This is a genomic window from uncultured Formosa sp. (genome assembly GCF_947500765.1).
Lineage (GTDB): Bacteria > Bacteroidota > Bacteroidia > Flavobacteriales > Flavobacteriaceae > Formosa.
In genome coordinates, this window is the sequence record NZ_CANMTH010000006.1 from 155,582 (window position 1) to 178,687 (window position 23,106).

Below are 23,106 nucleotides of genomic sequence, written 5' to 3' on the forward strand. Positions count from 1 at the left end.
TATGTTAGGCTTAAAATTACCAACAGACCCTAGATGGGTAAATATTGTAGAAAAAAACGTTGAAGACATTTTAACCGATCATGCTTATTGCGAACAAAAAGCAACAAGCACAGCGATCTCATTAATTGTTAGTTTTCCAGAATATACCGAGTTAGTTCAAGAAATGGTAGCTTTAGTGAAAGAAGAAATTAGTCATTTTAAAATGGTTCACGACAAAATACTAGAAAATGGTTGGGTTTTAGGTCGTGATAGAAAAGATGAATATGTACTTAAACTTATTACATTTTTCCCTAAAGGCGGAAGTAGAACAACTCAATTAGTACACCGTTTATTGTATGCCGCTTTAATCGAAGCTAGAAGCTGTGAACGTTTTAGATTATTATCTGAAGAATTAAAAGATAAAGAATTAGCCGAGTTTTATAGAAACTTAATGGTTAGTGAAGCCAACCATTACACCATGTTTCTAGGTTTTGCACGACAATACGGAAATAAAGATGAAGTGAATGAAAAATGGCAAAACCTTTTAGAATTTGAAGCTAAAATTATGGCCGATTTAAGTAAAAGAGAAACAATTCATGGATAATTAAAAACATTTAAAAGTCCCCCTAAAAACTAGTTTTTAGGGGGACTTTTTATTTATTTCTTAGCAAATTCCTTTAAAACTTCAATGACATAATCGACTTCTTCTTTTGTATTATAATGAGAAAACGAAAATCTGATAGATGGTTTTTTAAAATCGTCTGTATTCAAAATTTCTGCCAAAACATGCGAGCCTTTCTGGCTTCCACTTTGGCAAGCACTTCCTCGAGAACATGCTATTCCTTTTAAATCTAATTGAAACAAAAGCAATTGTGTTTTATTGGCTTCAAAAGGAAAACACACATTTAATATCGTGTATGCGCTATCTTCTATATTTGACGAATCTGCATTAAAAGTCACTTCAGGAAAAGCTTTTTTAAGCTCTGAACTAAAATATGTTTTTAAAACTATAATTTCTCTGCGCTCAGATTCTAGATTTTGATATGCTAATTTAAAAGCCGTTTCGAGTCCAACAATATTGTGCACAGATTCTGTCCCAGCTCTTAAACCACGCTCCTGCTCGCCTCCATGGATGGTTGCATGAATTCCAGAATGTTTTCTAATAAAAGCAAATCCAACACCTTTTGGCCCATGAAATTTATGAGCACTACATGCTATAAAATCTATAGGAATATCTTGTAAATCTAATTTATAATGTCCAATAGATTGTACGGTATCACTATGAAAAAGTGTATCGTTAGATTTACAGAGTTTGGCTACACGTTTAAGATCTAAAATGGATCCTATTTCGTTATTTACATGCATTAAACTTACAAGCGTTTTTTCTTCAGATTGACTTAGTAAAGTCTCTAAATCTTCAAAATTAACATTTCCTTTAACATTTAAAGGGACATAATTCACTTCAATTTTATAGTTTTTAACTAAAAAATCTATTGTATGTAATACAGCATGATGCTCTATTTTAGACGTAATAATCCGTGTGATTCCTAAATCTCTTACAGCACTTAAAAGAACTAAGTTATCGGCTTCAGTGCCGCCAGAAGTAAAGAAAATTTCGGCAGCAGTTACATTTAATTCCTTGGCTATAGTCTTTCTAGCTGTTTCAACAACGGTTTTAGATGCTCGTCCAAAACTGTGCGAAGAAGACGGGTTTCCATAAATTTCAGTCATTACATCTGTCATTTTCACAATAACATCTTCTCTAATTTTAGAAGTTGCAGCACTATCAAAATATACCTTTTTCATATCGCAAATTTACTTCAATTAAAATTATTTTCAATAAGTCTATTTATAATTTATCAAATCATTATTTTTGTCTCTAAACTAATTTCTATGCGTAAGTTATCGTTTATTCTCTGCTTAAGTTTATTCTCTGTATTGTCTTGTGACGATGGTGATGTTATTACTGCCGAATTTGATTTTGACAGTACATATGAAACCTGTGGTGAATTAGTATTTTTTAATACTAAAGATGATCCATATGAATCTTTATCCTTACAGATTACAGATCCAGAACTTACCTTAGCAGATCTTTTAGAAGTAGAAGACGACAATACCCTTATAACGACTATAGATATTAGTTCTTCAAATCCGTTTAACTATCGTGCATATGATGCAGATGCTTCAGATTATTTCTGTAACGATGTGCCATCTTCCGATGTTACAATAATAACCGATTTAGAGAGTACTTCTGGAGAGGCTACGATTACAACTATTTTAACTGAAGACGATAACGATGGTATTCCTGCTGATGTTGAAGATGAAAATTTAGATGGTGATGATGATCCGAGTACAAACCCTACAGACACCGATGGAGACGGTATTCCAGATTATTTAGATGATGATGATGATGGTGATAATATTAAAACCAGTAGTGAATCTCCTAACTATGATGAAGATGATGGTGATTTTGTAGACTCTTTAGATACTGACGGCGATGGAATTCCTGATTATTTAGATCCGGACGATGATGGCGATGGCGTTTTAACACGAGATGAAGAAAACAAAACACAAGACCAAAACCCTGCTAACGATATAACATTTAGCAGTGTAGGTGCAGATTATTTAAATCCAGATGTTGCAACCACTGTTTCTGCAACAGCCTATAGACAACACACCATACAGCAATCTTATGAGGTAACAACGGTACTTACCAATATTCAATTACCTGGTGTGAGTCAGGATGTGTTTTATTTAGGGACTTTAGATGATGATGATACAGAAACTGAACGTTACGTAACACCAGATTTTTAATCTAAAATTTGGTCTGCATGTGCTTTTGTTTTTACTTTTAAGATAATATCGTCAATAATTCCGTCTTCATTAATTACAAAAGTTGTTCTGTGTATACCATCGTATTCACGTCCCATAAATTTTTTAGGTCCCCAAACACCAAAAGCATTAATAACAGTTTTATCTTCATCGGCTAATAAAGGATACTGAAATTTGTGTTTTATTTTAAAATTAGTTTGGCGTTTTTCACTATCGGCACTAACACCAAGAATTTCATAATTTAAGGCTTGAAAACGCTCAAAATTATCTCTTAAATTACAAGCTTCAACCGTACAACCTGGTGTACTTGCTTTTGGATAGAAAAAAATTACTAATTTTTTACCTTTATAATCGTTTAAAGAAATTATATTGCCATCTTGATCCTTTGCAGAAAAATCTGGAGCTTTGTCTCCTATTTTTAAAGTTGTCATATTTTTTAAATTTATTCAAAAATACAATAATGACTAAACAAGAAAAAGTAGAGTTCGTTATAAATACATTAAAAAATTTATATCCTGAAATTCCTATTCCTTTAGATCACAAAGATCCATATACTTTACTTATTGCTGTATTAATGTCTGCACAAAGTACAGATGTTCGTGTAAACCAAATTACTCCGCTTTTATTTGCTAAAGCAGATAACCCGTACGATATGGTAAAACTTACTGTTGAAGAAATACGAGATATTATTAGACCTGTTGGTTTATCGCCTATGAAAAGTAAAGGTATTCATGGACTATCACAGATTTTAATAGATAAACATAATGGTGAAGTTCCTAAAACATATGAAGCATTAGAAGAGTTACCTGCCGTAGGGCATAAAACAGCAGCTGTAGTTTTATCTCAGGCTTTTGGTATCCCTGCTTTTCCCGTAGACACACATATACAAAGGTTAATGTATAGATGGAATTTAAGTAATGGAAAAAATGTAGTTCAAACCGAGAAAGATGCAAAACGTTTATTTCCTGAAGCCTTATGGAACGATTTACATTTACAAATTATTTGGTATGGTCGCCAATATTCTCCAGCGCGTGGTTGGGATTTAGACAAAGACATTATTACAAAAGCTATTGGTCGGAAATCTGAAATCGATAAATACTATAAATCAAAAAAGTCCTGATAAATTCAGGACTTTTTTGATTTAATTTATGCTAATTTTAAACTTTTGCTTATTACAATCTACAACGTGTAATGATTTAGAGTAATCAAAAAGAAATTTTAAAGTTTCTTTCTTGGGATTTAAATTAATTTGACATGAAGTCTTTGAGTAAAGTTTAGCCATCTATAATATTTTTAAATTTATATTATAACGGACTTTTATTTACTTTATTGTATTAATTAACCAAAACTATATTATGTTTTTCTATAATTTTACGCATATTTATTAGTGCATAACGCATTCTTCCTAAGGCTGTATTTATGCTAACTCCAGTTTTGTTCGAAATTTCTTTAAAACTCATATCATTATACATACGCATTAAAATCACTTCTTTCTGATCTGCTGGTAATTCATCAATTAACCGTCTAACATCAGATTCTACTTGATCTTTTATAATTTGTTTTTCGGCATTTAAAGACGAATCGCTTAAAACAGAAAAAATACTAAACTCACCAGAATTATCAAATTTAGGCATACGGTTATTTTTTCTGAAATGATCTATAACAAGATTATGAGCAATACGCATTACCCAAGGAATAAATTTCCCTTCTTCATTATAATTACCCATTTTAAGGGTATTTATAACTTTAATAAAAGTGTCTTGAAAAATATCTTCAGCCACATCTCTATCAAAAACTTTAGAATAAATAAAACTGTAAATTTTCTGTTTATGCCTTATGATAAGAGTTTCTAAAGCATATTCGTTTCCTTGTATGTAATTGTTTACTAATACAGCATCAGTAATAAGTTCTTTTTGCATAATCAATTCCTTTTAAAACAAAAGAAGGTAGATCTTCTTAATGTAGGTTAAAATGTTTAAAAGTAATTGTGCAGTATAGGCTGTATATATTAAGAATTATTAATTTCAAATATATAAATATTCTTAAACAAATCACAAAGTTTTTTTTATAATTTATTTAACATTTTAAAGGACAACAATCTATTTTCTAAGCTGACATACTTATGTTATCTTTGTACACTATACTTAAAAACAGCTATGAGCAAGATCCTTTCTGAAGTAAATCCTAAAGAAAACATCATTATAAAAGGTGCAAAATTGCACAATCTCAAAAATATTGATGTCGTGATTCCTAGAAATAAACTTGTAGTTATTACAGGGCTCTCGGGGTCTGGAAAATCAAGTTTGGCTTTCGATACACTATATGCTGAAGGACAACGCCGTTATGTAGAAAGTTTGTCTAGTTATGCCAGACAATTTTTAGGTCGATTAAATAAACCTAAAGTAGATTATATAAAAGGTATAGCACCTGCTATTGCTATTGAACAAAAAGTAAATTCTACCAACCCAAGATCAACAGTTGGTACTACAACAGAAATTTACGATTACTTAAAATTGTTATTTGCTAGAATTGGTCGTACATATTCACCTGTTTCCGGACACGAAGTTAAAAAAGACACTGTTACAAATGTTATTTCATATTTAAAAACATTTCAAGACGGAGACAAACTCCTACTCCTTGCTCCTATTATTCTTGAAGAAGGTCGTGAACTAAAAGATAAACTTAATGCTTTAAAACAACAAGGTTACGCCAGAATCAAAATTAATGAAGACGTTATTAGAATTGAAGATGCCCCTGAAGGTGTTAAAGTTGAAACTATTGAATTGGTTGTAGACCGAATTATTTTTAGAGATAATGAAGATTTCTTTAACCGTTTGGCAGATGCTATTCAGACTGCATTTTACGAAGGAAAAGGGACCTGTTCTATTCAGGCATTAAGCAATAATAATACACGTACATTTAGTAATAACTTTGAATTAGATGGTATTACATTCTTAGAACCTAATGTACATTTATTCAGTTTTAATAATCCATATGGTGCTTGTCCTACTTGCGAAGGTTACGGAGATATTGTTGGCATAGACGACGATTTAGTCATTCCGAATACAGCACTCTCAATATTCGAAAATGCTATTTTTCCTTGGAGAGGCGAAAGCATGAGTTGGTTTAGAGACCAATTAGTAAATAATTCTCATAAATTTAATTTCCCCATACATAAGCCGTATTTTGAATTAACTGATGCCCAAAAACAACTCGTTTGGAATGGTAATCAATACTTTGAAGGCTTATCTAGTTTCTTTGCAGAGCTAGAATCTAAAGCATATAAAATTCAAAATCGTGTGATGCTTTCACGTTATCGCGGAAAAACCAAATGTAAAACCTGTCAGGGTAAACGTTTACGTATTGAAGCTAATTACGTTAAAATTGGAGGTAAAACCATCACTGATTTAGTAGAATTACCTTTCGATAAACTAGCTGCTTTTTTTAATCAGTTAGAATTGAATGAAAATGATACAAAAATTTCAAATCGATTATTAAAAGAGATTAATAGTCGATTAGAATTTTTATCTAATGTGGGGCTTAATTATTTAACATTAAACAGACGCTCAAACACGTTGTCTGGAGGAGAAAGTCAGCGTATAAATTTAGCGACCTCTTTAGGAAGTAGTTTAGTCGGATCTATGTATATATTAGATGAACCTAGCATTGGATTACACCCAAAAGATACGGAGCGTTTAATTGATGTTTTAAAAGCCTTACGTGATTTAGGAAACACTGTAATTGTAGTAGAACACGACGAAGACATTATGCAAGCTGCAGACGAGATTATAGATATAGGGCCAGAAGCAGGAACTTTTGGAGGTGAAGTTGTAGCTACAGGGACATATGAAGATATTCTTAAATCAGAATCTTTAACCGCCAAGTATTTAAATGGCGATATGGAAATAAAAGTACCCGAAAAACGTATTACGTCTAAATATCAAATAGAAATTCTAGGAGCTCGCGAAAACAACCTAAAGAACGTAAACGTTACATTTCCTTTAAACATGTTAACCGTAGTTACAGGTGTTTCTGGTAGTGGAAAAAGTACATTAGTTAAAAAGATATTATATCCTGCCATCCAAAAAGAACTGACAGGATTTGGAGATAAACCAGGACAATTTTCAGAATTAAAAGGAAATTACAGTACCATTAAAAATATAGAGTTTATAGATCAGAATCCTATCGGTAGGTCGTCGCGTTCTAATCCGGTAACTTATGTAAAGGCATACGACGATATTAGAAATCTATACGCCAACCAGAAATTAAGTAAAATACGTGATTACAAAGCCAAACATTTCTCTTTTAATGTAGATGGCGGACGCTGCGAAACCTGTAAAGGTGAAGGTGAAGTGACTATAGAAATGCAGTTTATGGCCGATGTACATTTACAGTGTGAAACCTGCCATGGAAAGCGTTTTAAAAAGGAAGTTTTAGAAGTAACTTTTCAAGATAAATCTATAGACGATGTTTTAAACATGACTATAGATGACGCTATCACATTTTTTGATTTATATAAAGAAACCAAAATAAAAAATAAATTACAGCCACTTCAAGATGTTGGTTTAGGTTATGTTACTTTAGGACAAAGCTCTTCTACCCTATCTGGTGGTGAAGCGCAACGTATTAAACTGGCAACATTTTTAGGCAAAGGAAATACAAAAGAAAAAGCATTATTCATTTTCGATGAACCTACAACAGGGTTGCATTTTCATGATATTCAAAAATTACTAAAATCTTTTAGAGCTTTAATAGAAAAAGGACATTCTATAATTGTTGTCGAACACAATTTAGAACTCATAAAATGTGCAGATCACATTATAGATCTTGGTCCAGGTGGTGGTGAATACGGTGGTGAAATTGTTGCTTTTGGAACACCAGAAGAACTCGTTAAAAACAAAAATAGCGTAACCGCAAAATACCTAAAAGATAAAATTTAAAACATTATTTAATAAAATAGAAAAGCTGCTGTACCTATAATAACAAAAGCTACAGGAATAACTAGAGATATAAATACTATCGAAATTACCGCAGCTTTTATAAAACTTGTTCGTTTTCTAGACTTATAAAATTTACGGATTGCAAAATACAAATACACAAAACTTAACACTAATATAAGTTGGTTAGAGAAAGAAGGTAATTCAACCAAAAAGTGAGCGACTGTAAAGAAGCTAAACATTATAAATAGAAATGAGAAATAGAACAAACTAAATACCAAATGCTCTGCATAATGTCTTTTTTTATAATGCATCAAGTATAAAAAGAAAGCAAATATAGGTAGTAACACAAATAATGAAATAGGAACATAATTATAAAATGTGTCTATTAATGAAGCACTACTTTTATTTTTATAAAATTTAAATACTTGCAAATAAAACTTTTTCTCAAAAGTACTAGCATTAGAATTTACTCCTAAACCTTTTAAGACCTTATTTCCTGAAGCCCCTGCTTGTACTAACGAATCTAAAGTAAACTTATTAAATCTTGTTTTTTTACCATTATTAAATTGCCTTTCAAGAATCTCAATGCCATCTTTATTAACTTGCAAAGAATCTCTTTCTATAAGCGCATCCATTGTATTAAAATTTTGCTGCACTTCTGCATCTATACGTTGCTCTTGTTTACTAACTTGAAAAGAAAATAAAAAGAAGAATACCACACTGGCAAACAAATAAAACTGAGCTGGGTTTAAATATTTTAATCGTTTTCCCTCAACAAATTGTAAGGCTAAAAATCCAGGTTTTAATAGTAACGGAAAAAAGCTTTTAAAAAAACGAGCGTCTACTGAAAAATAATTGTTAATCGTATTTTTAAAAATATCGTTAACCGTTAATTCTTCATGATAATTCTGCCCACAATTTGGGCAATACTTAAATGCATCATCAAAACTAAAATCGCAATTTTTACAGGTTTTACTCATAAATGGAATTAAAAATATAAAAAGTGAAGATAAGTAACTTTTTAAAATATCTTATAATTAATTACCTTAGTACCTTATAAAAACCACTCATGAAATATACTATAGTTAAAGAAGATATTGTTTATCAAGATTTTTTCAAAATAAAAAAAGCAACAATTTTACACGATTCCTTTAAAAGTGATGAACAAATTAAAGTGGTTAGAGAGTGTTTAGATCGCGGCAGTGCTATTGCTATTCTCTTGGTTGAAAAAGATACAAATTCAATATTATTAACTAATCAGTTTAGATATCCAACAATTACGCATCCCGATTACGATGGTTGGCTTCTAGAAATTGTTGCAGGTTGTATGGAAATTGAAGAAGACCCTATGGAATGTGCTAGACGTGAAGTTGAAGAAGAAATTGGATACGAAGTTAAAAACATGGAATCTATAGGAGAATATTTTTCTTCGCCAGGAGGAAGTTCTGAAAAAGTTCATGCTTTTTATGCTGAAGTAAATTCGACAGATAAAAAATTTAAAGGTGGCGGATTAGATACTGAACAAGAAGATATACAATTAATCAAATTTCCTATATCTGAAATAAAAAGTAAGTTAAAAGCAAATGCTTTTAAAGATGCAAAAACCATAGTTGCTTTACAATGGATGCTTCTAAATAAATAATATTAAACCTTATACAACATTATTAAATTCAGAAAAAACAAACTAATATTCATATATTATTATTAATAAAAACTCGGTTTCATCAATTTTAATTCAATAATATTTCATTTTTTGGCACGCTGTTTGTATTAAACTCAGTACGAACCAAAAAATTGATGAACTATGAAATCATTTTTTACATTATTATTATTAATCTTTTTCGTTATTCCAACGACAAAAGCAACGACATATACTACTGTTGAAACACAGTCGAATAATTACAAAAAACTAAAGTCTTTTATATTTACAGAACAAGGTGTAGAATTTTCAATCTTTCAAGATGGCCAATTCGACTTCTATATGTTAGGTGTAAACGAAAATATAAATATTGCTTTTAATTCGCCTAATGTTCAGTTTAGTTTTAATACGGGGTATAATTATAATCCTTATGTGCAATACGACGAATATGGAGCAATTATACAAATTCAAAATGTACCCATTTATTACGATTATTACGGCCGTATTGTAGGGGCAGGAAATATAGCTATTAATTATAATAGCTATGGTTTAGTATCGCATATTGGGAATATGAATATTTATTATAACAATTATGCATATACACATTACTCTGGTTATATAAATGCATATAATATAGGGTACATATACAGACCATGGCATAATTACTACCGTGCTCCGCGTCAAAATTATCGTGTTGTATATAACACGCCTTATAGACAACATTATAGTCCTGTACGTAGAACATATGTAAAACCTTATAAAAATAACAGAAGACCTGTTGCTAGCAGATATAAAAAACCTAAAAACAGCAACTATAATAACAGTTCAAGGACTTCTACAACCCGAAATTATAGTACTAGAACAAGTTCTAATAATAATAGTCCTCGTTATAATACAACTAATTCGACTAGAACCCGATCTGCAAATACATCTAGTAGAACGAATAATGTAGATTCAAATAAAAATTATAGAGTTAGCAGTAGTAATTCAACTAGACAAAATACATCAAGGTCGAATACTAAAACATCAAAAAATAAGAGTAATAGTACAAAAAGAAGTACAACAAATAACAATAGATACAGTGAAAATACAAGCAAAGCTAAGACTAGTACCAGCACACGTTCTAAAGAAGTAAAACCAACGACTACAAAACGAGGATCTGATTCTAAAAACAGCTCTACAACTATTGAAAGATCTTCTACTAATACTAGACAAAGAAGTTAAAATAAATATCCTGCAAAATAGTTTACTTAAAGCATTTTGCAGGATTTTTATATTATGTTCTTTTTAAAATCTTATTTAGGAGTTTTGTAATCTCTTCAGATAAATTAAAATAATAGCAAATTCCTCCGTATACTAATCCTATTATTAGTGATTTTAAACCGATATTCATAATCGGATAAAATGAAAAATCCCAGAAATAAAAAGCCATTGTGCTTATAAAAATAAGTATTGAAACTTTTAGTGTGTTTTCTGAAAACGGAAGTATTCCAAATTTTCGATACACAAAAGAAACCTTAATAATATTATATAAGAATACTGAAATAAATGTTGCATAAGCCGCACCATTTAATCCATAATGAGGAATAAAATAGATGTTTAATAACACCGATATAATGGCTAAAAATATGCCCTGAATTAAGACTATTCTATAATAATCGCTATTAAATAAAATAGAATTATTATTCCCTAGAAGATTATCGAATAATTTAGCTAAACCAATTAAAAATACAACCAGAATACCACTACCAAACTGTTCTGGAATTAATTTATATAATTCATTGATATTTAATACAATTAATAAGTAAATAAAGCCACTAATTATAAATAAATTCAAAGACGATTTCTGATATAATTCTTTAAGGCTCACCTTATCCCTCTCATTCAAATACTTAGCTGTGAGCGGATTTGTAATTTGGTGCATAGCGCGAGAAGGTACTCCAACTACAGAAGCAATATAAATAGCAACACTATAGTATGCTACGTTTTCTAGAATATTATAAAACCCAATCATAAACTTATCAATCTCTAAAATAATATTTGCTACAGAACCCGCAACAATAATTAGGGTGGTATATTTTAGGATATCTGATAATTTTGCAAGCTTTGTAAATTTAAGTGTAGGTCGTTTAACACTAAAAGCATAAACCATCATAATACACGTTCTTATAACATACATTATAACAATTAAAAGGATAAGTTCATCTACTGTAATTACCTCTAAATACAATAAAAAAAGTAAAAACATAGTTGCTAGTCTATGAAATACTTCTTTCATAAAATTTCCAAAAACAGACTGCATTTGTACTTTTGCCCATGAATAAAATACCTCAAAATAAGCAAAAATAACAGCCGATATATAAATTAGCCACACATATTCTTTTACCAATGCATTGTCGTTAGCAATCCATGTACTTATGGCATCAAAGGCAAAATATCCTATAGTTCCAAAAGGAATGATTATAACTAAAGGTAAGAATAGAATTAAGGTTAAAAATGTGTTTTGAGATTGACGTGTTCTAAACGTAGAATAGAACTTTATAATGGTATTATTAACTCCAAATGCCATTAATGGCATTAGTATATTTGCTGTAGATAAAATATAAGTAATTAAACCAAAATACTCATCACTTAAAAAACGCGTAAATAAAAACAACGTATTTATAGCACCTAATCCGAACCCCAAATAAGTGATTATAGTGTTTTTTATGGATTGATTTATAACGACTCCCATTATACTATTTTTGAAAGTACTTCTGTAAGCGATCGCCTAGAATATTTTTGTAATCCTATAGGGTGAGATTGTAAATTTCCATTTTTAAAATCTTTATAATGTTTTAAAATTGTTTGTTTTAAACCACTATAATCATTGTATAAAAAGTATTGTCCTGTATTAGTTGATTTTAAGATTTCTTCTACATCAGATTCCTCTGGTCCCATAGCAAGTATTGGGCGATTAGATACCATATATTCAAATAACTTACCAGGAATAATACATTTAGTATCTTCAGAATCTATTTCAATAAGTAATAATAATTGCGATTGTTTTTGAAACTTAATAGCTTCTAAATGAGATACATACCCTAAATTATTGATATACATTCCTAAACCAATTTTATCTAGTGATTGTAAAACATCTTCGCCAATACTTCCTATTATATTAAGCTGAAAATCTTGAGCAAACTCATTACGTTCATTTACCAAATCACTTAAAACACGCCATAATACTTTAGGATTGCGTTTAGAAAGCAACGACCCGATATGTGATAAAGTAAATTTTTTATCTAATGAAAAATCTACAGTTTTCACGGTATCATAACCATTTGTTATCACATGAATGGGTTTATTAGTAATTACTTCAAATTCTTTTTTGGTCGGATTACTTGTTACAATAATAGCATCTGCTGTATTTAATACTTGAGACTCTAATTCTTTATGTTTTATTTCTGAAGCAGCTGTTAATTTTAATTCTTTATGGTAGCCAATAGTTGTCCAAGGATCACGAAAATCTGCAATCCATTTTATATTCAAATCTCCTTTTAATTTTAAACCAATTAAATGTAAACTATGCGGAGGACCTGTAGTAATTACAGTATCTATATCGTGTTTAGAAATATAATCGCTTAAAAAAGAAACAGATGGTTTTACCCATGATTTTCTAGCATCAGGAATAAAAAAATTACCACGTACATAAAGCATCAAACGCTCTACGCTACTCTGTTTTGTAGCTTCTGCAATAATTCCTTTACTTATTGTGTTTGTCTTATTTCCAGACAATAACCGTGCTAATTTATAAGGCTCCTTTATAGGTGTTTTTAAAATCGTTAAATTAGAAGGAACATCTTCTAACAAACTCTCATCTATTAATGGGTAATTTGCATGTTCTGGAACATAAACAATCGGGTTGATATTAAATTCGGGTAAATATTTTACAAATTTAAGCCATCGTTGCACACCTGGTCCACCTGCTGGAGGCCAATAATAGGTCACGATAAGCACATTTTTTTTCATTGTAAAACATTTGATTAAATAAAATTTAGTCTTTAGTTGAAGACACTTTTTTAAATCCAAAAAACAACCCAATTAGCATTAAAATCCCGAGAACTATAGAACTTGCTAAAGCTATATTACTTCCTTTTTTAATAACTTTTGGTTCGAATTTAAATTCAATAATATGTTTCCCTGCGGGGATATCTAAGCCACGTAAAATATAATTCACTCGTTCGTGTGGCACTAAATTTCCATCTATAAAAGCATCCCAACCATTGGCATAATATATTTCAGAAAATACAGCAAATCCATTTTGAGAGTTAGTAGACTTATATTTAATATAGTTTGGCTTGTACTTAATTGCCTGAATTGATGCTGTAGAATCTACAACATTCTTAATGTATTTTATAGCGTTTGAAGTCGTTACAGCAACATGGCGCGTATCTAAACTATCCAGATTTTGTATTTCTTTATTAGCAGACTCTACCGTTTTAACACGATTTACAAACCAAGCATTTCCATTTGCATCTGTATTTTCATAAGGAAAAAAAGCGCCTTTTTCGTCTTGTGCAATAATATATTTAGCATTCAACATGTTTAACACATTGATATTATTTTTAGAAATATAAAAATCGAACACCTCATTATATTTACCCAATTTAGCTGCGTGATAACCATTTAATGAATTATGGAAATATGATGCTCTTGCTGCTCCAGAAGTAATATCAAAAACTCTAAAATGCGTGGTGTCTTTTAATATTTGTAAATCGGCTGCGTTAGGTTGAAAAGGTTTATTAATCTGCATGGCCGATTTAAAATCATCGTTATTAACATATCGTTTATCTACACCAATTAAATCGAATAAAATTAAAACTGCGAAACTTACAATAACAAGTGTTTCAGAAAACTTTTTCTTTAAGAACATAAAGATAACCGCCGAGGAAAGTAATACAAAGACTAAGGTTCTTAATGCATCTTGAGTAAACATAGATTCACGATCTGCACGAATAGCATCAATAAATTCTTGTCCGTAATTTTGAGCATAATATCCATCATTTCCTCCTACAAAATCGAACAGAGTAGATTTTAATAGTAATAATATAACCGTTAAACCTGCTGTAATACCAACCGAAAATTTTAATGCTTTTAATTTTTCATCATTAGATTCTGTAACTTTAAATAATTCAACCAAACCTAAAGTTCCTAAAACAGGAATACATAATTCTAATATTACTTGTATAGAACTTACCGCTCTAAACTTATTGTACATTGGAACATAGTCTATAAAAAAATCTGTAAGTAATCCGAAATGTTTTCCAAAAGATAATAATAAAGACAATACAGTTCCTCCAACTAACCACCATTTTTTACGCCCTTTTACAAGGAATAACCCTAATACAAATAGAAAAAGAATAACTGCACCTACATATGCAGGCGCTTCAACAATAGGTTGTATTCCCCAATATGTTGGTGTTTGTTTTACTGCTTGTCTTGCTTGTAATGGTGTAGCGCCACGTTTTAAATTAAACTGATAATATTCAGAATCAGTCCCAACGTCTTCGTGGCTACCGCCTCCAAAAATTCTAGGAATAAATAAATTTAATGCTTCTAATTTTCCGTAACTATATTCGGTAATATACGATTTATCTAAACCAGTTGTAATCTCTTTTGGAGAACCATCTGCATTTATAGTTAATTCACTCTGTCCTCGTGTACTCTCTTTTACATATTCTTGAGTTGCAAGAATATTAGTTGCGTTTAATCCAATAGATAAGATTACAGCAATTAACAGCACGCCTACTGCTTTAAAAAATGAACGTAATTCATTCTTTTTATAAGCATCTACTAAATAAGATATACCTAAAATTAATACAAGAAGCATTAAATAATAGGTCATTTGGTAGTGATTAGCCACCAATTCTAGCCCCATAGCAACCGTAGTTAATAAAAACCCTGCAATATATTTTCGTTGAAAAGTTAGTAAAATTCCACTTAATACTAAAGGCATATATGCAATGGCATGCGCCTTACTATTATGACCAACACCTAGAATTATTATTAGATAAGTAGAAAACCCAAAAGCTAAAGCACCTAAAGCTGCGAGTTTAAAATCGACTTTTAAAGTTAGTAAAAGTATATAGAATCCTATAAGGTATAAAAATAAATAGTCTGCAGGTCTTGGTAAAAACCGAATCGTTAAATCTAATTCTTTTATATAATTGTGAGGATATTTTGCCCCTAATTGATACGTTGGCATACCACCAAAAGCACTGTTGGTCCAATAAGTTTCTTCACCTGTTTGGGCTTTAAAGTCCTTTTGCTGTTTAGACATACCAATATAATGCATGATATCGCTCTGAAAAATTTCTTTTCCTTTTAAAACAGGGCTAAAATAGGCAAGTGAAATAATTACAAAACCTATAAAAACTAATAAATGTGGTAGAAATCGTTTAATTGAAAATGACATGAATATGTATTAATCTATGGTTGTGAAAATTAATCAATTTCTTCGTAATCTACATATTCACCTACATTTTTATTTGAAGTTTCTTGTTTAGGCATCTTATCAATAACGACTTCTCCTTCAGGCTGAGATTGTTGACGTTTTTGTTGATTAGGATTGAATTGTGATCCAAATTTTTCTTCGGCTTTTTTCACAAAAAACTGCATAATAAAAGGAGCGAAAAGTCTTAGAAGTATCTTTCCACCAAACCAAATCAATAAAATTATTAATATCGTTCTCATTAAACCTGGCGCCGAAGCGTATTGAAGCATAATTATAGTTTTTAACAAAAATACAATTCTTATACTTTAAAATGAATTGTAAATTGATAAAAAAAATATAAAATCTCTATATTTGGAGGCTAATACCACAAAGTACTTAACCTATGAAAACCTATATCGCTTTAATTTTATGTGCCGTACCTTTTTTTTGTTTCGCACAATACACAGATGTTATCAATTCTAATCGCCCTGGTGTCTCTAAAAGTGCATATGCTGTAGGTGTTAATGTAATACAACTAGAAGCTGGTCCTTATTATGTTAAAGAAAAACATGAAACTCTAGATTACGATGTTAGCGGTGGTGGTGTAGATTTTGCAGCGCGTTATGGATTATTATGGGAACCTTTAGAAATTATTGTAGATGGAACTTTTCAAAATGATACACAAACATATTACGGTTCTGATGTAGATACTGAAATTGACCGTTCTAATATGAAGTACTTTTCTATGGGAGCAAAATATTTAGTTTACGATCCGAATAAAAAAGCAGGCGAAGACAAACCAAATCTGTACAGTTGGAAAGCAAATAGAAAATTTAAATGGAGCCGTTTAATTCCTGCGGTTTCGATATATGTTGGAGCAAATTACGATACAGAATTTAATCCGTACACACCATATGGTATTGAAGGATTTAGTCCTAAGGTATCGATAGCCACTCAACATAATTTTGCAAACGGATGGGTTTTTGTCATGAATTTAGCTAAAAACCGAATTGGAATGGAAGATAGTTATGGTACTAGTGCATCAGACTTGCAATATATTTTTACATTAACACATGGATTTAATGAAAAATGGGTAGCTTTTGGAGAATACCAAGGGATAAAAAATGATTTTTATGCCGATGATTTATTTCGTATAGGTGGTGCATATTTATGGGACAAAAATTTACAATTCGATACCGCTGTAACCTTTAATGTTAAAGATACGCCTACCGTGTTTAGTGTTAACTTTGGGGCATCTTATCGTATTGATTTACACAAAGACAAAGAAGTAACTGCAGAAGACAATGGAACATCTGCAAAAGAAGAAGCTAAGCGCAAAAAAAATGAAGAGTTGTATAAATTTGGAGAAGAAGAAAATAAAGATGCAGCACCAACAGAATATAAAATGGATTAACCATTAAGACACTCTAAATCTTTAGATTATTAATTTTTTGAATACGTAGAAATCATTAAATGATTATATTAAAAGAAGTACAAACTAAAAAAGAATTAAAAGCTTTTGTAGAATTTCCTTTCGAACTTTACAAAGGCTCCCCGTATTGGGTTCCTCCTATTATTTCACAAGAAATGGAGGTGTTTAACAAAGATAAAAACCCAATATTTAATAATGCCAAAGCGCATTTATTTGTAGCTCTTAAAAATAATAAAATAGTAGGTAGAATTGCTATAATTATAAACAGTTTAGATTTAAAACAATCTCAAAACAAAATACGTTTTGGATGGTTCGATGTTGTAGATGATATAGAAGTTACAAAAACATTATTAAACAAAGTAAACACTATTGGTAAACAGCATAATCTAGAGTATATGGAAGGACCTATTGGTTTTTCTAATTTAGATAAAGTTGGTGTTTTAACTGAAGGTTACGACCATATTGGATCTATGATTACTTGGTATAATCACCCATATTATGTAAATCATTTAGAAAAATTAGGCTTAATACAAGAAAAAGAATATCAAGAAAACAAGTTTCCGTTTTCTAATGTAAAGCCAGAATTTTTCAAGAGAATAAATAATTTAGTTAAAAAGCGTTATGGTTTACACCCATTAAATTTTACCAAAACAAAAGATTTAATGCCATATGTAGACCAAATGTTTGATCTCTTTAATAATAGTTATTCAGAATTAGCTTCTTTTGTTGAAATTACAGAAAGACAGAAAGACTATTTTAAGAAAAAATTTATCTCCTTTATCAACCCTGAATTTATAAAATTTGTGATGGATGAAAATGATAATATGGTTGCTTTTGCTGTAGTTATGCCTTCTTTTGCTGAGGCACTACAAAAAGCAAATGGTAAGCTTTTCCCTTTTGGTTTTTTACATTTATTGAAAGCAAAAAAGAAATGTGAAACGGTTTCCTTTTACTTAATTGGAGTTGAACCTAAATATAAAAACAAGGGTGTTACCGCTATTATTTTTAATGAATACTATGAAACCTTAAAGCCTATGGGCGTTAAAAATTGTATTCGTACTCCTGAATTAGAAGAAAACTATGCATCTCATCAAATTTGGAAACATTTTGATGCAAAAACGTATAAACGTCGAAAAACATATCGTAAAGATTTAGAATAAAATTAAAACATAAAAAAACCGAAACTTTAAAGTTTCGGTTTTTTATATAAATAATAAACTGTTTTCTTTATTCCATTGCTGCTGCAACAGAAGCAGATAAACGTTTGTAAGTTCCATTTTCTAGACGAGAACGAATCGCTTCAAAAGCATCTAATGTTTCATTTACATCTTGAATATCGTGAGTAGCCGTAGGAATTAATCTTAATAAAATTAATCCTTTAGGAATTACAGGGTATACAACTATAGAACAGAAAATTCCGTAATTTTCACGTAAATCTTTAACTAAAGCCATAGCTTCAGGAATACTTCCTTTTAAATATACAGGTGTTACACAACTTTGCGTTGTACCAATATCAAAACCACGAGATTTTAATCCCGATTGTAAAGCATTCGTATTTTCCCAAAGTTTAGCTTTCAATTCTGGCATGGTTCTAAGCATATCTAAACGCTTTAAAGCCCCAACAACCAGTTGCATTTGTAATGATTTAGCAAACATTTGAGAACGTAAATTATATTTTAAATAATCTACAATTTCTTGATCTGCAGCAATAAAAGCGCCTGTACTCGCTAAAGCTTTTGCAAAAGTTGCAAAATAGACATCTATTCCATCTTGAACACCTTGCTGTTCACCTGTTCCTGCACCTGTTTTACCTTGAGTTCCAAACCCATGTGCATCATCAACTAAAAATCTAAAGCTATATTTTTCTTTTAAAGCAACAATTTCTTTTAAACGACCTTGTTCTCCTCGCATACCAAAAACACCTTCAGAAATTACTAAAATTCCTCCACCAGTGTGTTCTGCCATTTTCGTAGCACGATCTAGATTTTTTTCTAGACTTTCAATGTCGTTATGTTTATAAGTAAAACGTTTACCCATATGTAAACGAACACCATCAATAATACATGCATGTGCATCTACATCGTAAACAATAATGTCGTCTTTAGATACTAAAGCATCAATAGTAGACAACATCCCTTGGTAACCAAAGTTTAATAAATAAGCAGCCTCTTTACTTACAAATTGAGCTAACTCATTTTGTAACTTTTCATGAAGATCTGTATGACCAGACATCATCCTTGCTCCCATTGGATAAGCAGAACCATAAGCTACACCAGCTTCTGCATCTACCTTCCTCACTTCTGGATGATTTGCTAATCCTAAATAATCATTGATACTCCAAGTAATCACATCTTTGCCTTGGAACTTCATTCTGTTAGATATTTCTCCTTCAATTTTAGGAAAAACGAAATAACCTTCTGCTTGAGATGCCCATTTTCCTAAAGGTCCTTTATCCTTATATATTTTTTCAAATAAATCTTTCATTTAAGCTACTAATATTATGTTATGCAAAACTAGCCATTTTTGACATTATGGCATAATAATTTTAAACTCTGTTGTTAACAAACTTAATAACAAAGCACAATGTGTCTAAAATCAAAACATTGTGCTCTATTATTATTTTATATATTCTATATTTTGTACTGTTTTTTTATTTACACTATCAAAAAAACCCTGTTCAGTCATCCATTTATCGCTATAAATCTTACTCATATAACGAGAACCATGATCTGGAAAAATAACAACTACAACATCTTTTTCTGAAAATCTGTTATCTGCTCCTAGCTGTAAAACAGCTTGCATGGCTGCTCCAGATGTGTAACCTACAAATAGCCCCTCTGTTTTAGCAATATGTCTTGCTGTATGAGCACTTTCTGCGTCTGTTACTTTTATAAATTCATCTATAACATCAAAATCAGTAGCTGTAGGAATTAAGTTTTTGCCTAATCCTTCTATACGATAGGGATAAATTTCCTTTTCGTCGAACTCTTTAGTTTCATGATATTTTTTTAATACCGAACCAAAAGCGTCTACACCTAATATTTGAATATTCGGATTTTGTTCTTTTAAATATTTTGCAGTACCTGAGATTGTTCCTCCTGTACCACTACACGCTACTAAATGTGTAATTTTACCTGCCGTTTGTTCCCAAATTTCAGGCCCAGTAGATTTATAATGTGCATCAATATTTAATTTATTAAAATATTGATTAATGTATACAGATCCTTTTATTTCTTCATGTAATTTTTTAGCAACCTCATAATACGATCTGGGATCGTCTGCGCTTACATTTGCTGGACAAATATAAACTTTAGCTCCCATAGTTCTTAACATATCAATTTTATCTGCTGAAGATTTAGAACTTACAGCTAATATGCAATTATATCCTTTAATAATACTAACCATAGCAATACTAAATCCTGTATTACCTGATGTTGTTTCGATTATGGTATCTCCGGGTTTTAAAAAGCCTTGTTTTTCTGCTTGCTCTAAAATGTATAATGCAATTCTATCTTTAGAAGAATGCCCTGGATTGAAGGCTTCTACTTTGGCGTAAAAATCACCATTTAATTGAGACGTAATTTTATTTAGCTTTATTAAGGGAGTGCTTCCAACTAAATCCAATACGTTATCAAAAACTTGATTTTTGTGTTCCATAAATACTATTTTAAAGCCACTTCATTTTCACATGAAATAACTAAAACCTGACAAAAATAAGCATTTTTTTTTATTTAACACTTGATTCCTTCTAATTCCAACAGAAAAGCATACTCTAAAGCCACTTCTTTTAAACTTTCAAATCGGCCGGAAGCCCCACCATGTCCTGCATCCATGTCTGTTTGAAACAGCAGAAGGTTAGAATGAGTTTTAACATCTCTTAACTTTGCTACCCATTTTGCCGGCTCCCAATATTGCACTTGAGAGTCGTGCAAACCTGTAGTGACTAACATATTTGGATATGCTTTTGGTTCTACATTATCGTATGGTGAATAGGACTTCATATACTTATAATAAGTCTCTTCATTTGGATTTCCCCATTCGTCATATTCCCCAGTTGTTAGCGGAATAGTATCATCTAACATTGTAGTTACAACATCTACAAAAGGTACTGCCGCAAGTACACCATTATACAGTTCAGGATTCATATTAATAATAGCTCCCATTAATAATCCGCCTGCAGAACCACCATAGGCATACATATGTTTGGTAGATGTATATTTTTCGTTTATTAAATGTTTTGTACAATCTATAAAATCGTAAAACGTATTAAGTTTAGTTAGTAATTTACCATTTTCGTACCAATCTCTTCCTAAGTATTCGCCTCCTCTAATATGTGCAATTGCATAAATAAATCCGCGATCTAAAAGACTTAATCTTACCGTAGAAAAATACGGATCGATTGTTGCTCCATAAGAACCGTAAGCATATAATAACAATGGATTTTCACCATTCATTTCTAAATCTTTCTTATAAACCAAAGTAACCGGAACCTTAACTCCGTCTCTTGCCTTGGCCCAAACACGTTTTGAGGTATAATTGTCCTTATTAAAAGTATCTCCTAAAACCTCTTGTTGTTTTCTAACTATTTCGGTTTTCGTTTTAAAATTATAATCTATAACAGAACTTGGTGTTGTTAATGAATTGTAACTGTAACGTAAGAATTCACTATCAAAATCAGGATTATTACCTGTATTAGCCGTATATGTTTCACTATTAAATGGTAAATAATAATCTTCTTTACCGTCCCAGCTCATGATTCTAATATTATTTAAACCGTTTTCACGCTCGCTAACAACCAAATAATCTTTAAAAATCTCGATATCTTCTAAAAGTACATCTTTACGGTGTGGTAAAACCTCTTTCCAAAATGCTTTTTCGGTTTGGGTTTCATTAGTTTTTAGAAGCTTAAAGTTCGTTGCTCCATCTGCATTTGTAATCACATAAAAACTATCTTTATAATGTGCGATAGCATAATCTAATTCTCGAATACGTTCCTGAAATATTTTAAATTCTTCATCTGGAGTATTCGCATTTACAAACCGGTATTCTGAAGTTAAAGTACTAGAAGATCCAATGACTATATACTTATCAGATTTTGTTTTATACACAAATGTATTATAGGTTTCGTCTGTTTCATGAAACACCTCTTCATCCTCTAAATTTGCATGTAATTTATGCTTATATACTTTGTCTGAGCGTAATGTAACCTCATCTTTTCGTGTATAAAAAAACGTTTTACCGTCATTTGCCCAAGTTGCACTACCCGTAGTATTTAATATCTTATCTTCATACACTTCACCTGTAATTAAATTTTTAACCTGGAGTGTATATTGCCTTCTACTAACCGTATCTACAGAAAAGGCTGCTAACGTATTATCTTCACTAATTGAGATACCTCCTAACTTAAAATAAGAGAAACCTTTAGCCATTTCATTACAATCAAAAATCACCTCTTCTTCTGCTTCTAGAGTATCTTTTTTTCTAGTGTAAACGGGATAATCTTTACCTTTTTCGTAACGTGTTATATACCAATACCCATTTAATTTATAAGGTACAGACTCATCATCTTCCTTAATTCTAGACTTCATTTCTTCGAACAAATCTTTTTGAAATTGTTCTGTATGTGCCATTTTTTGTTTGGTATATTCGTTTTCAGCATTTAAATATGCAATAACATCATCATCTTCTCTATCATTTAACCAAAAATAATTATCGATTCTTATATCGTTATGAATTATTAATTTTTTGGGTATTTTTTTTGCTATTGGGGGTTGAATATCTTTTTTCAAATGCTTTTTATTTATTCTTA

At 30.8% G+C, this 23,106-nt stretch carries 19 protein-coding genes; 8 read left to right on the forward strand and 11 right to left on the reverse strand.

Annotated elements, in window-relative coordinates; genetic code table 11:
* Window position 1: 1 nt before the first annotated feature.
* The gene (locus Q1B05_RS12360; protein ID WP_299781100.1) at window positions 2-583 is read left to right on the forward strand and encodes a tRNA-(ms[2]io[6]A)-hydroxylase; all 582 of its coding nucleotides are present in this window, start codon (window positions 2-4) and stop codon (window positions 581-583) included.
* A gap of 53 nt (window positions 584-636) precedes the next feature.
* Here the strand turns inward: Q1B05_RS12360 and Q1B05_RS12365 are convergent, their stop codons facing one another.
* The gene (locus Q1B05_RS12365; protein WP_299781102.1) at window positions 637-1,785 is read right to left on the reverse strand and encodes a cysteine desulfurase family protein; all 1,149 of its coding nucleotides are present in this window, start codon (window positions 1,783-1,785) and stop codon (window positions 637-639) included.
* A gap of 87 nt (window positions 1,786-1,872) precedes the next feature.
* On the opposite strand from Q1B05_RS12365, the gene Q1B05_RS12370 reads away from it, so the two are divergent.
* Entirely contained in the window at window positions 1,873-2,793 is a 921-nt protein-coding gene (locus tag Q1B05_RS12370) for a hypothetical protein (protein WP_299781104.1), read from the forward strand.
* Here Q1B05_RS12370 and bcp read toward each other — a convergent pair.
* Window positions 2,790-3,242, reverse strand: coding sequence for a thioredoxin-dependent thiol peroxidase (bcp, locus tag Q1B05_RS12375; protein ID WP_299781106.1), 453 nt, complete (start codon window positions 3,240-3,242; stop codon window positions 2,790-2,792). The two genes, Q1B05_RS12370 and bcp, sit on opposite strands and share 4 nt — an antisense overlap.
* 29 nt (window positions 3,243-3,271) lie before the next feature.
* Here bcp and nth point away from each other — a divergent pair, with 29 nt between their 5' ends.
* The gene (gene nth, locus Q1B05_RS12380) at window positions 3,272-3,931 is read left to right on the forward strand and encodes an endonuclease III (protein WP_299781108.1); all 660 of its coding nucleotides are present in this window, start codon (window positions 3,272-3,274) and stop codon (window positions 3,929-3,931) included.
* Window positions 3,932-4,145: 214 nt separating this feature from the next.
* Here nth and Q1B05_RS12385 read toward each other — a convergent pair whose 3' ends face one another.
* Entirely contained in the window at window positions 4,146-4,730 is a 585-nt protein-coding gene (locus Q1B05_RS12385; RefSeq protein ID WP_299781110.1) for a sigma-70 family RNA polymerase sigma factor, read from the reverse strand.
* 237 nt (window positions 4,731-4,967) lie between these two features.
* On the opposite strand from Q1B05_RS12385, the gene uvrA reads away from it, so the two are divergent.
* On the forward strand, window positions 4,968-7,751 hold the full coding sequence (gene uvrA / locus Q1B05_RS12390) for an excinuclease ABC subunit UvrA (protein ID WP_299781112.1): 2,784 nt from the start codon (window positions 4,968-4,970) through the stop codon (window positions 7,749-7,751).
* A gap of 8 nt (window positions 7,752-7,759) precedes the next feature.
* On the opposite strand, the gene Q1B05_RS12395 is transcribed toward uvrA, so the two are convergent.
* The gene (locus Q1B05_RS12395; RefSeq protein ID WP_299781114.1) at window positions 7,760-8,731 is read right to left on the reverse strand and encodes a DUF3667 domain-containing protein; all 972 of its coding nucleotides are present in this window, start codon (window positions 8,729-8,731) and stop codon (window positions 7,760-7,762) included.
* An 89-nt stretch (window positions 8,732-8,820) separates the two neighbouring features.
* Between Q1B05_RS12395 and Q1B05_RS12400 the strand changes: the two genes are divergently transcribed.
* Both Q1B05_RS12400 and Q1B05_RS12405 read left to right on the forward strand, forming a co-directional pair.
* Window positions 8,821-9,393 (forward strand): NUDIX domain-containing protein, encoded by a 573-nt coding sequence (locus Q1B05_RS12400; protein ID WP_299781116.1) that lies wholly within the window; start codon window positions 8,821-8,823, stop codon window positions 9,391-9,393.
* A gap of 162 nt (window positions 9,394-9,555) precedes the next feature.
* Complete coding sequence (locus tag Q1B05_RS12405; protein WP_299781118.1) at window positions 9,556-10,614, forward strand: hypothetical protein; 1,059 nt, start codon at window positions 9,556-9,558, stop codon at window positions 10,612-10,614.
* 52 nt (window positions 10,615-10,666) lie between these two features.
* Here the strand turns inward: Q1B05_RS12405 and Q1B05_RS12410 are convergent, their stop codons facing one another.
* The 4 genes from Q1B05_RS12410 to Q1B05_RS12425 are packed head-to-tail and all read right to left on the reverse strand — an operon-like array spanning window position 10,667 to window position 16,155.
* On the reverse strand, window positions 10,667-12,124 hold the full coding sequence (locus tag Q1B05_RS12410) for a polysaccharide biosynthesis C-terminal domain-containing protein (protein WP_299781120.1): 1,458 nt from the start codon (window positions 12,122-12,124) through the stop codon (window positions 10,667-10,669).
* The gene (locus tag Q1B05_RS12415; RefSeq protein WP_299781122.1) at window positions 12,124-13,401 is read right to left on the reverse strand and encodes a glycosyltransferase; all 1,278 of its coding nucleotides are present in this window, start codon (window positions 13,399-13,401) and stop codon (window positions 12,124-12,126) included. Before Q1B05_RS12415 ends, Q1B05_RS12410 begins: the two co-directional genes overlap by 1 nt.
* A 25-nt stretch (window positions 13,402-13,426) precedes the next feature.
* Complete coding sequence (locus Q1B05_RS12420) at window positions 13,427-15,847, reverse strand: YfhO family protein (protein ID WP_299781123.1); 2,421 nt, start codon at window positions 15,845-15,847, stop codon at window positions 13,427-13,429.
* 29 nt (window positions 15,848-15,876) lie between these two features.
* Window positions 15,877-16,155 (reverse strand): DUF4834 family protein, encoded by a 279-nt coding sequence (locus Q1B05_RS12425; RefSeq protein WP_299781125.1) that lies wholly within the window; start codon window positions 16,153-16,155, stop codon window positions 15,877-15,879.
* A gap of 113 nt (window positions 16,156-16,268) precedes the next feature.
* On the opposite strand from Q1B05_RS12425, the gene Q1B05_RS12430 reads away from it, so the two are divergent.
* Together Q1B05_RS12430 and Q1B05_RS12435 are read left to right on the forward strand one after the other, a co-directional pair.
* On the forward strand, window positions 16,269-17,279 hold the full coding sequence (locus Q1B05_RS12430) for a transporter (protein WP_299781127.1): 1,011 nt from the start codon (window positions 16,269-16,271) through the stop codon (window positions 17,277-17,279).
* Window positions 17,280-17,338: 59 nt separating this feature from the next.
* Window positions 17,339-18,457, forward strand: a complete 1,119-nt coding sequence (locus Q1B05_RS12435) for a GTP cyclohydrolase (protein ID WP_299781129.1) — start codon at window positions 17,339-17,341, stop codon at window positions 18,455-18,457.
* A gap of 67 nt (window positions 18,458-18,524) precedes the next feature.
* Here the strand turns inward: Q1B05_RS12435 and Q1B05_RS12440 are convergent, their stop codons facing one another.
* The 3 genes from Q1B05_RS12440 to Q1B05_RS12450 form a co-directional block, all read right to left on the reverse strand.
* Entirely contained in the window at window positions 18,525-19,781 is a 1,257-nt protein-coding gene (locus tag Q1B05_RS12440) for an aminotransferase class I/II-fold pyridoxal phosphate-dependent enzyme (protein ID WP_299781131.1), read from the reverse strand.
* Between the two features lie 132 nt (window positions 19,782-19,913).
* Entirely contained in the window at window positions 19,914-20,954 is a 1,041-nt protein-coding gene (locus Q1B05_RS12445) for a PLP-dependent cysteine synthase family protein (RefSeq protein ID WP_299781133.1), read from the reverse strand.
* A gap of 74 nt (window positions 20,955-21,028) precedes the next feature.
* Window positions 21,029-23,086, reverse strand: coding sequence for a S9 family peptidase (locus tag Q1B05_RS12450; protein ID WP_299781135.1), 2,058 nt, complete (start codon window positions 23,084-23,086; stop codon window positions 21,029-21,031).
* Window positions 23,087-23,106: the final 20 nt, after the last annotated feature.

Excerpts from the sequence above, each read along its gene's own strand:
- Q1B05_RS12405 (WP_299781118.1), top strand. The coding sequence starts at position 9,556 with ATGAAATCATTTTTTACATTATTATTATTAATCTTTTTCGTTATTCCA.
- Q1B05_RS12400 (WP_299781116.1), top strand. The coding sequence starts at position 8,821 with ATGAAATATACTATAGTTAAAGAAGATATTGTTTATCAAGATTTTTTC.
- Q1B05_RS12370 (WP_299781104.1), top strand. The coding sequence starts at position 1,873 with ATGCGTAAGTTATCGTTTATTCTCTGCTTAAGTTTATTCTCTGTATTG.
- Q1B05_RS12410 (WP_299781120.1), bottom strand. The coding sequence starts at position 12,124 with ATGGGAGTCGTTATAAATCAATCCATAAAAAACACTATAATCACTTAT.
- bcp (WP_299781106.1), bottom strand. The coding sequence starts at position 3,242 with ATGACAACTTTAAAAATAGGAGACAAAGCTCCAGATTTTTCTGCAAAG.
- Q1B05_RS12395 (WP_299781114.1), bottom strand. The coding sequence starts at position 8,731 with ATGAGTAAAACCTGTAAAAATTGCGATTTTAGTTTTGATGATGCATTT.
- Q1B05_RS12440 (WP_299781131.1), bottom strand. The coding sequence starts at position 19,781 with ATGAAAGATTTATTTGAAAAAATATATAAGGATAAAGGACCTTTAGGA.
- Q1B05_RS12420 (WP_299781123.1), bottom strand. The coding sequence starts at position 15,847 with ATGTCATTTTCAATTAAACGATTTCTACCACATTTATTAGTTTTTATA.
- Q1B05_RS12360 (WP_299781100.1), top strand. The coding sequence starts at position 2 with ATGTTAGGCTTAAAATTACCAACAGACCCTAGATGGGTAAATATTGTA.
- Q1B05_RS12365 (WP_299781102.1), bottom strand. The coding sequence starts at position 1,785 with ATGAAAAAGGTATATTTTGATAGTGCTGCAACTTCTAAAATTAGAGAA.
- Q1B05_RS12385 (WP_299781110.1), bottom strand. The coding sequence starts at position 4,730 with ATGCAAAAAGAACTTATTACTGATGCTGTATTAGTAAACAATTACATA.
- Q1B05_RS12435 (WP_299781129.1), top strand. The coding sequence starts at position 17,339 with ATGATTATATTAAAAGAAGTACAAACTAAAAAAGAATTAAAAGCTTTT.
- Q1B05_RS12430 (WP_299781127.1), top strand. The coding sequence starts at position 16,269 with ATGAAAACCTATATCGCTTTAATTTTATGTGCCGTACCTTTTTTTTGT.
- uvrA (WP_299781112.1), top strand. The coding sequence starts at position 4,968 with ATGAGCAAGATCCTTTCTGAAGTAAATCCTAAAGAAAACATCATTATA.
- Q1B05_RS12425 (WP_299781125.1), bottom strand. The coding sequence starts at position 16,155 with ATGCTTCAATACGCTTCGGCGCCAGGTTTAATGAGAACGATATTAATA.
- nth (WP_299781108.1), top strand. The coding sequence starts at position 3,272 with ATGACTAAACAAGAAAAAGTAGAGTTCGTTATAAATACATTAAAAAAT.
- Q1B05_RS12445 (WP_299781133.1), bottom strand. The coding sequence starts at position 20,954 with ATGGAACACAAAAATCAAGTTTTTGATAACGTATTGGATTTAGTTGGA.
- Q1B05_RS12415 (WP_299781122.1), bottom strand. The coding sequence starts at position 13,401 with ATGAAAAAAAATGTGCTTATCGTGACCTATTATTGGCCTCCAGCAGGT.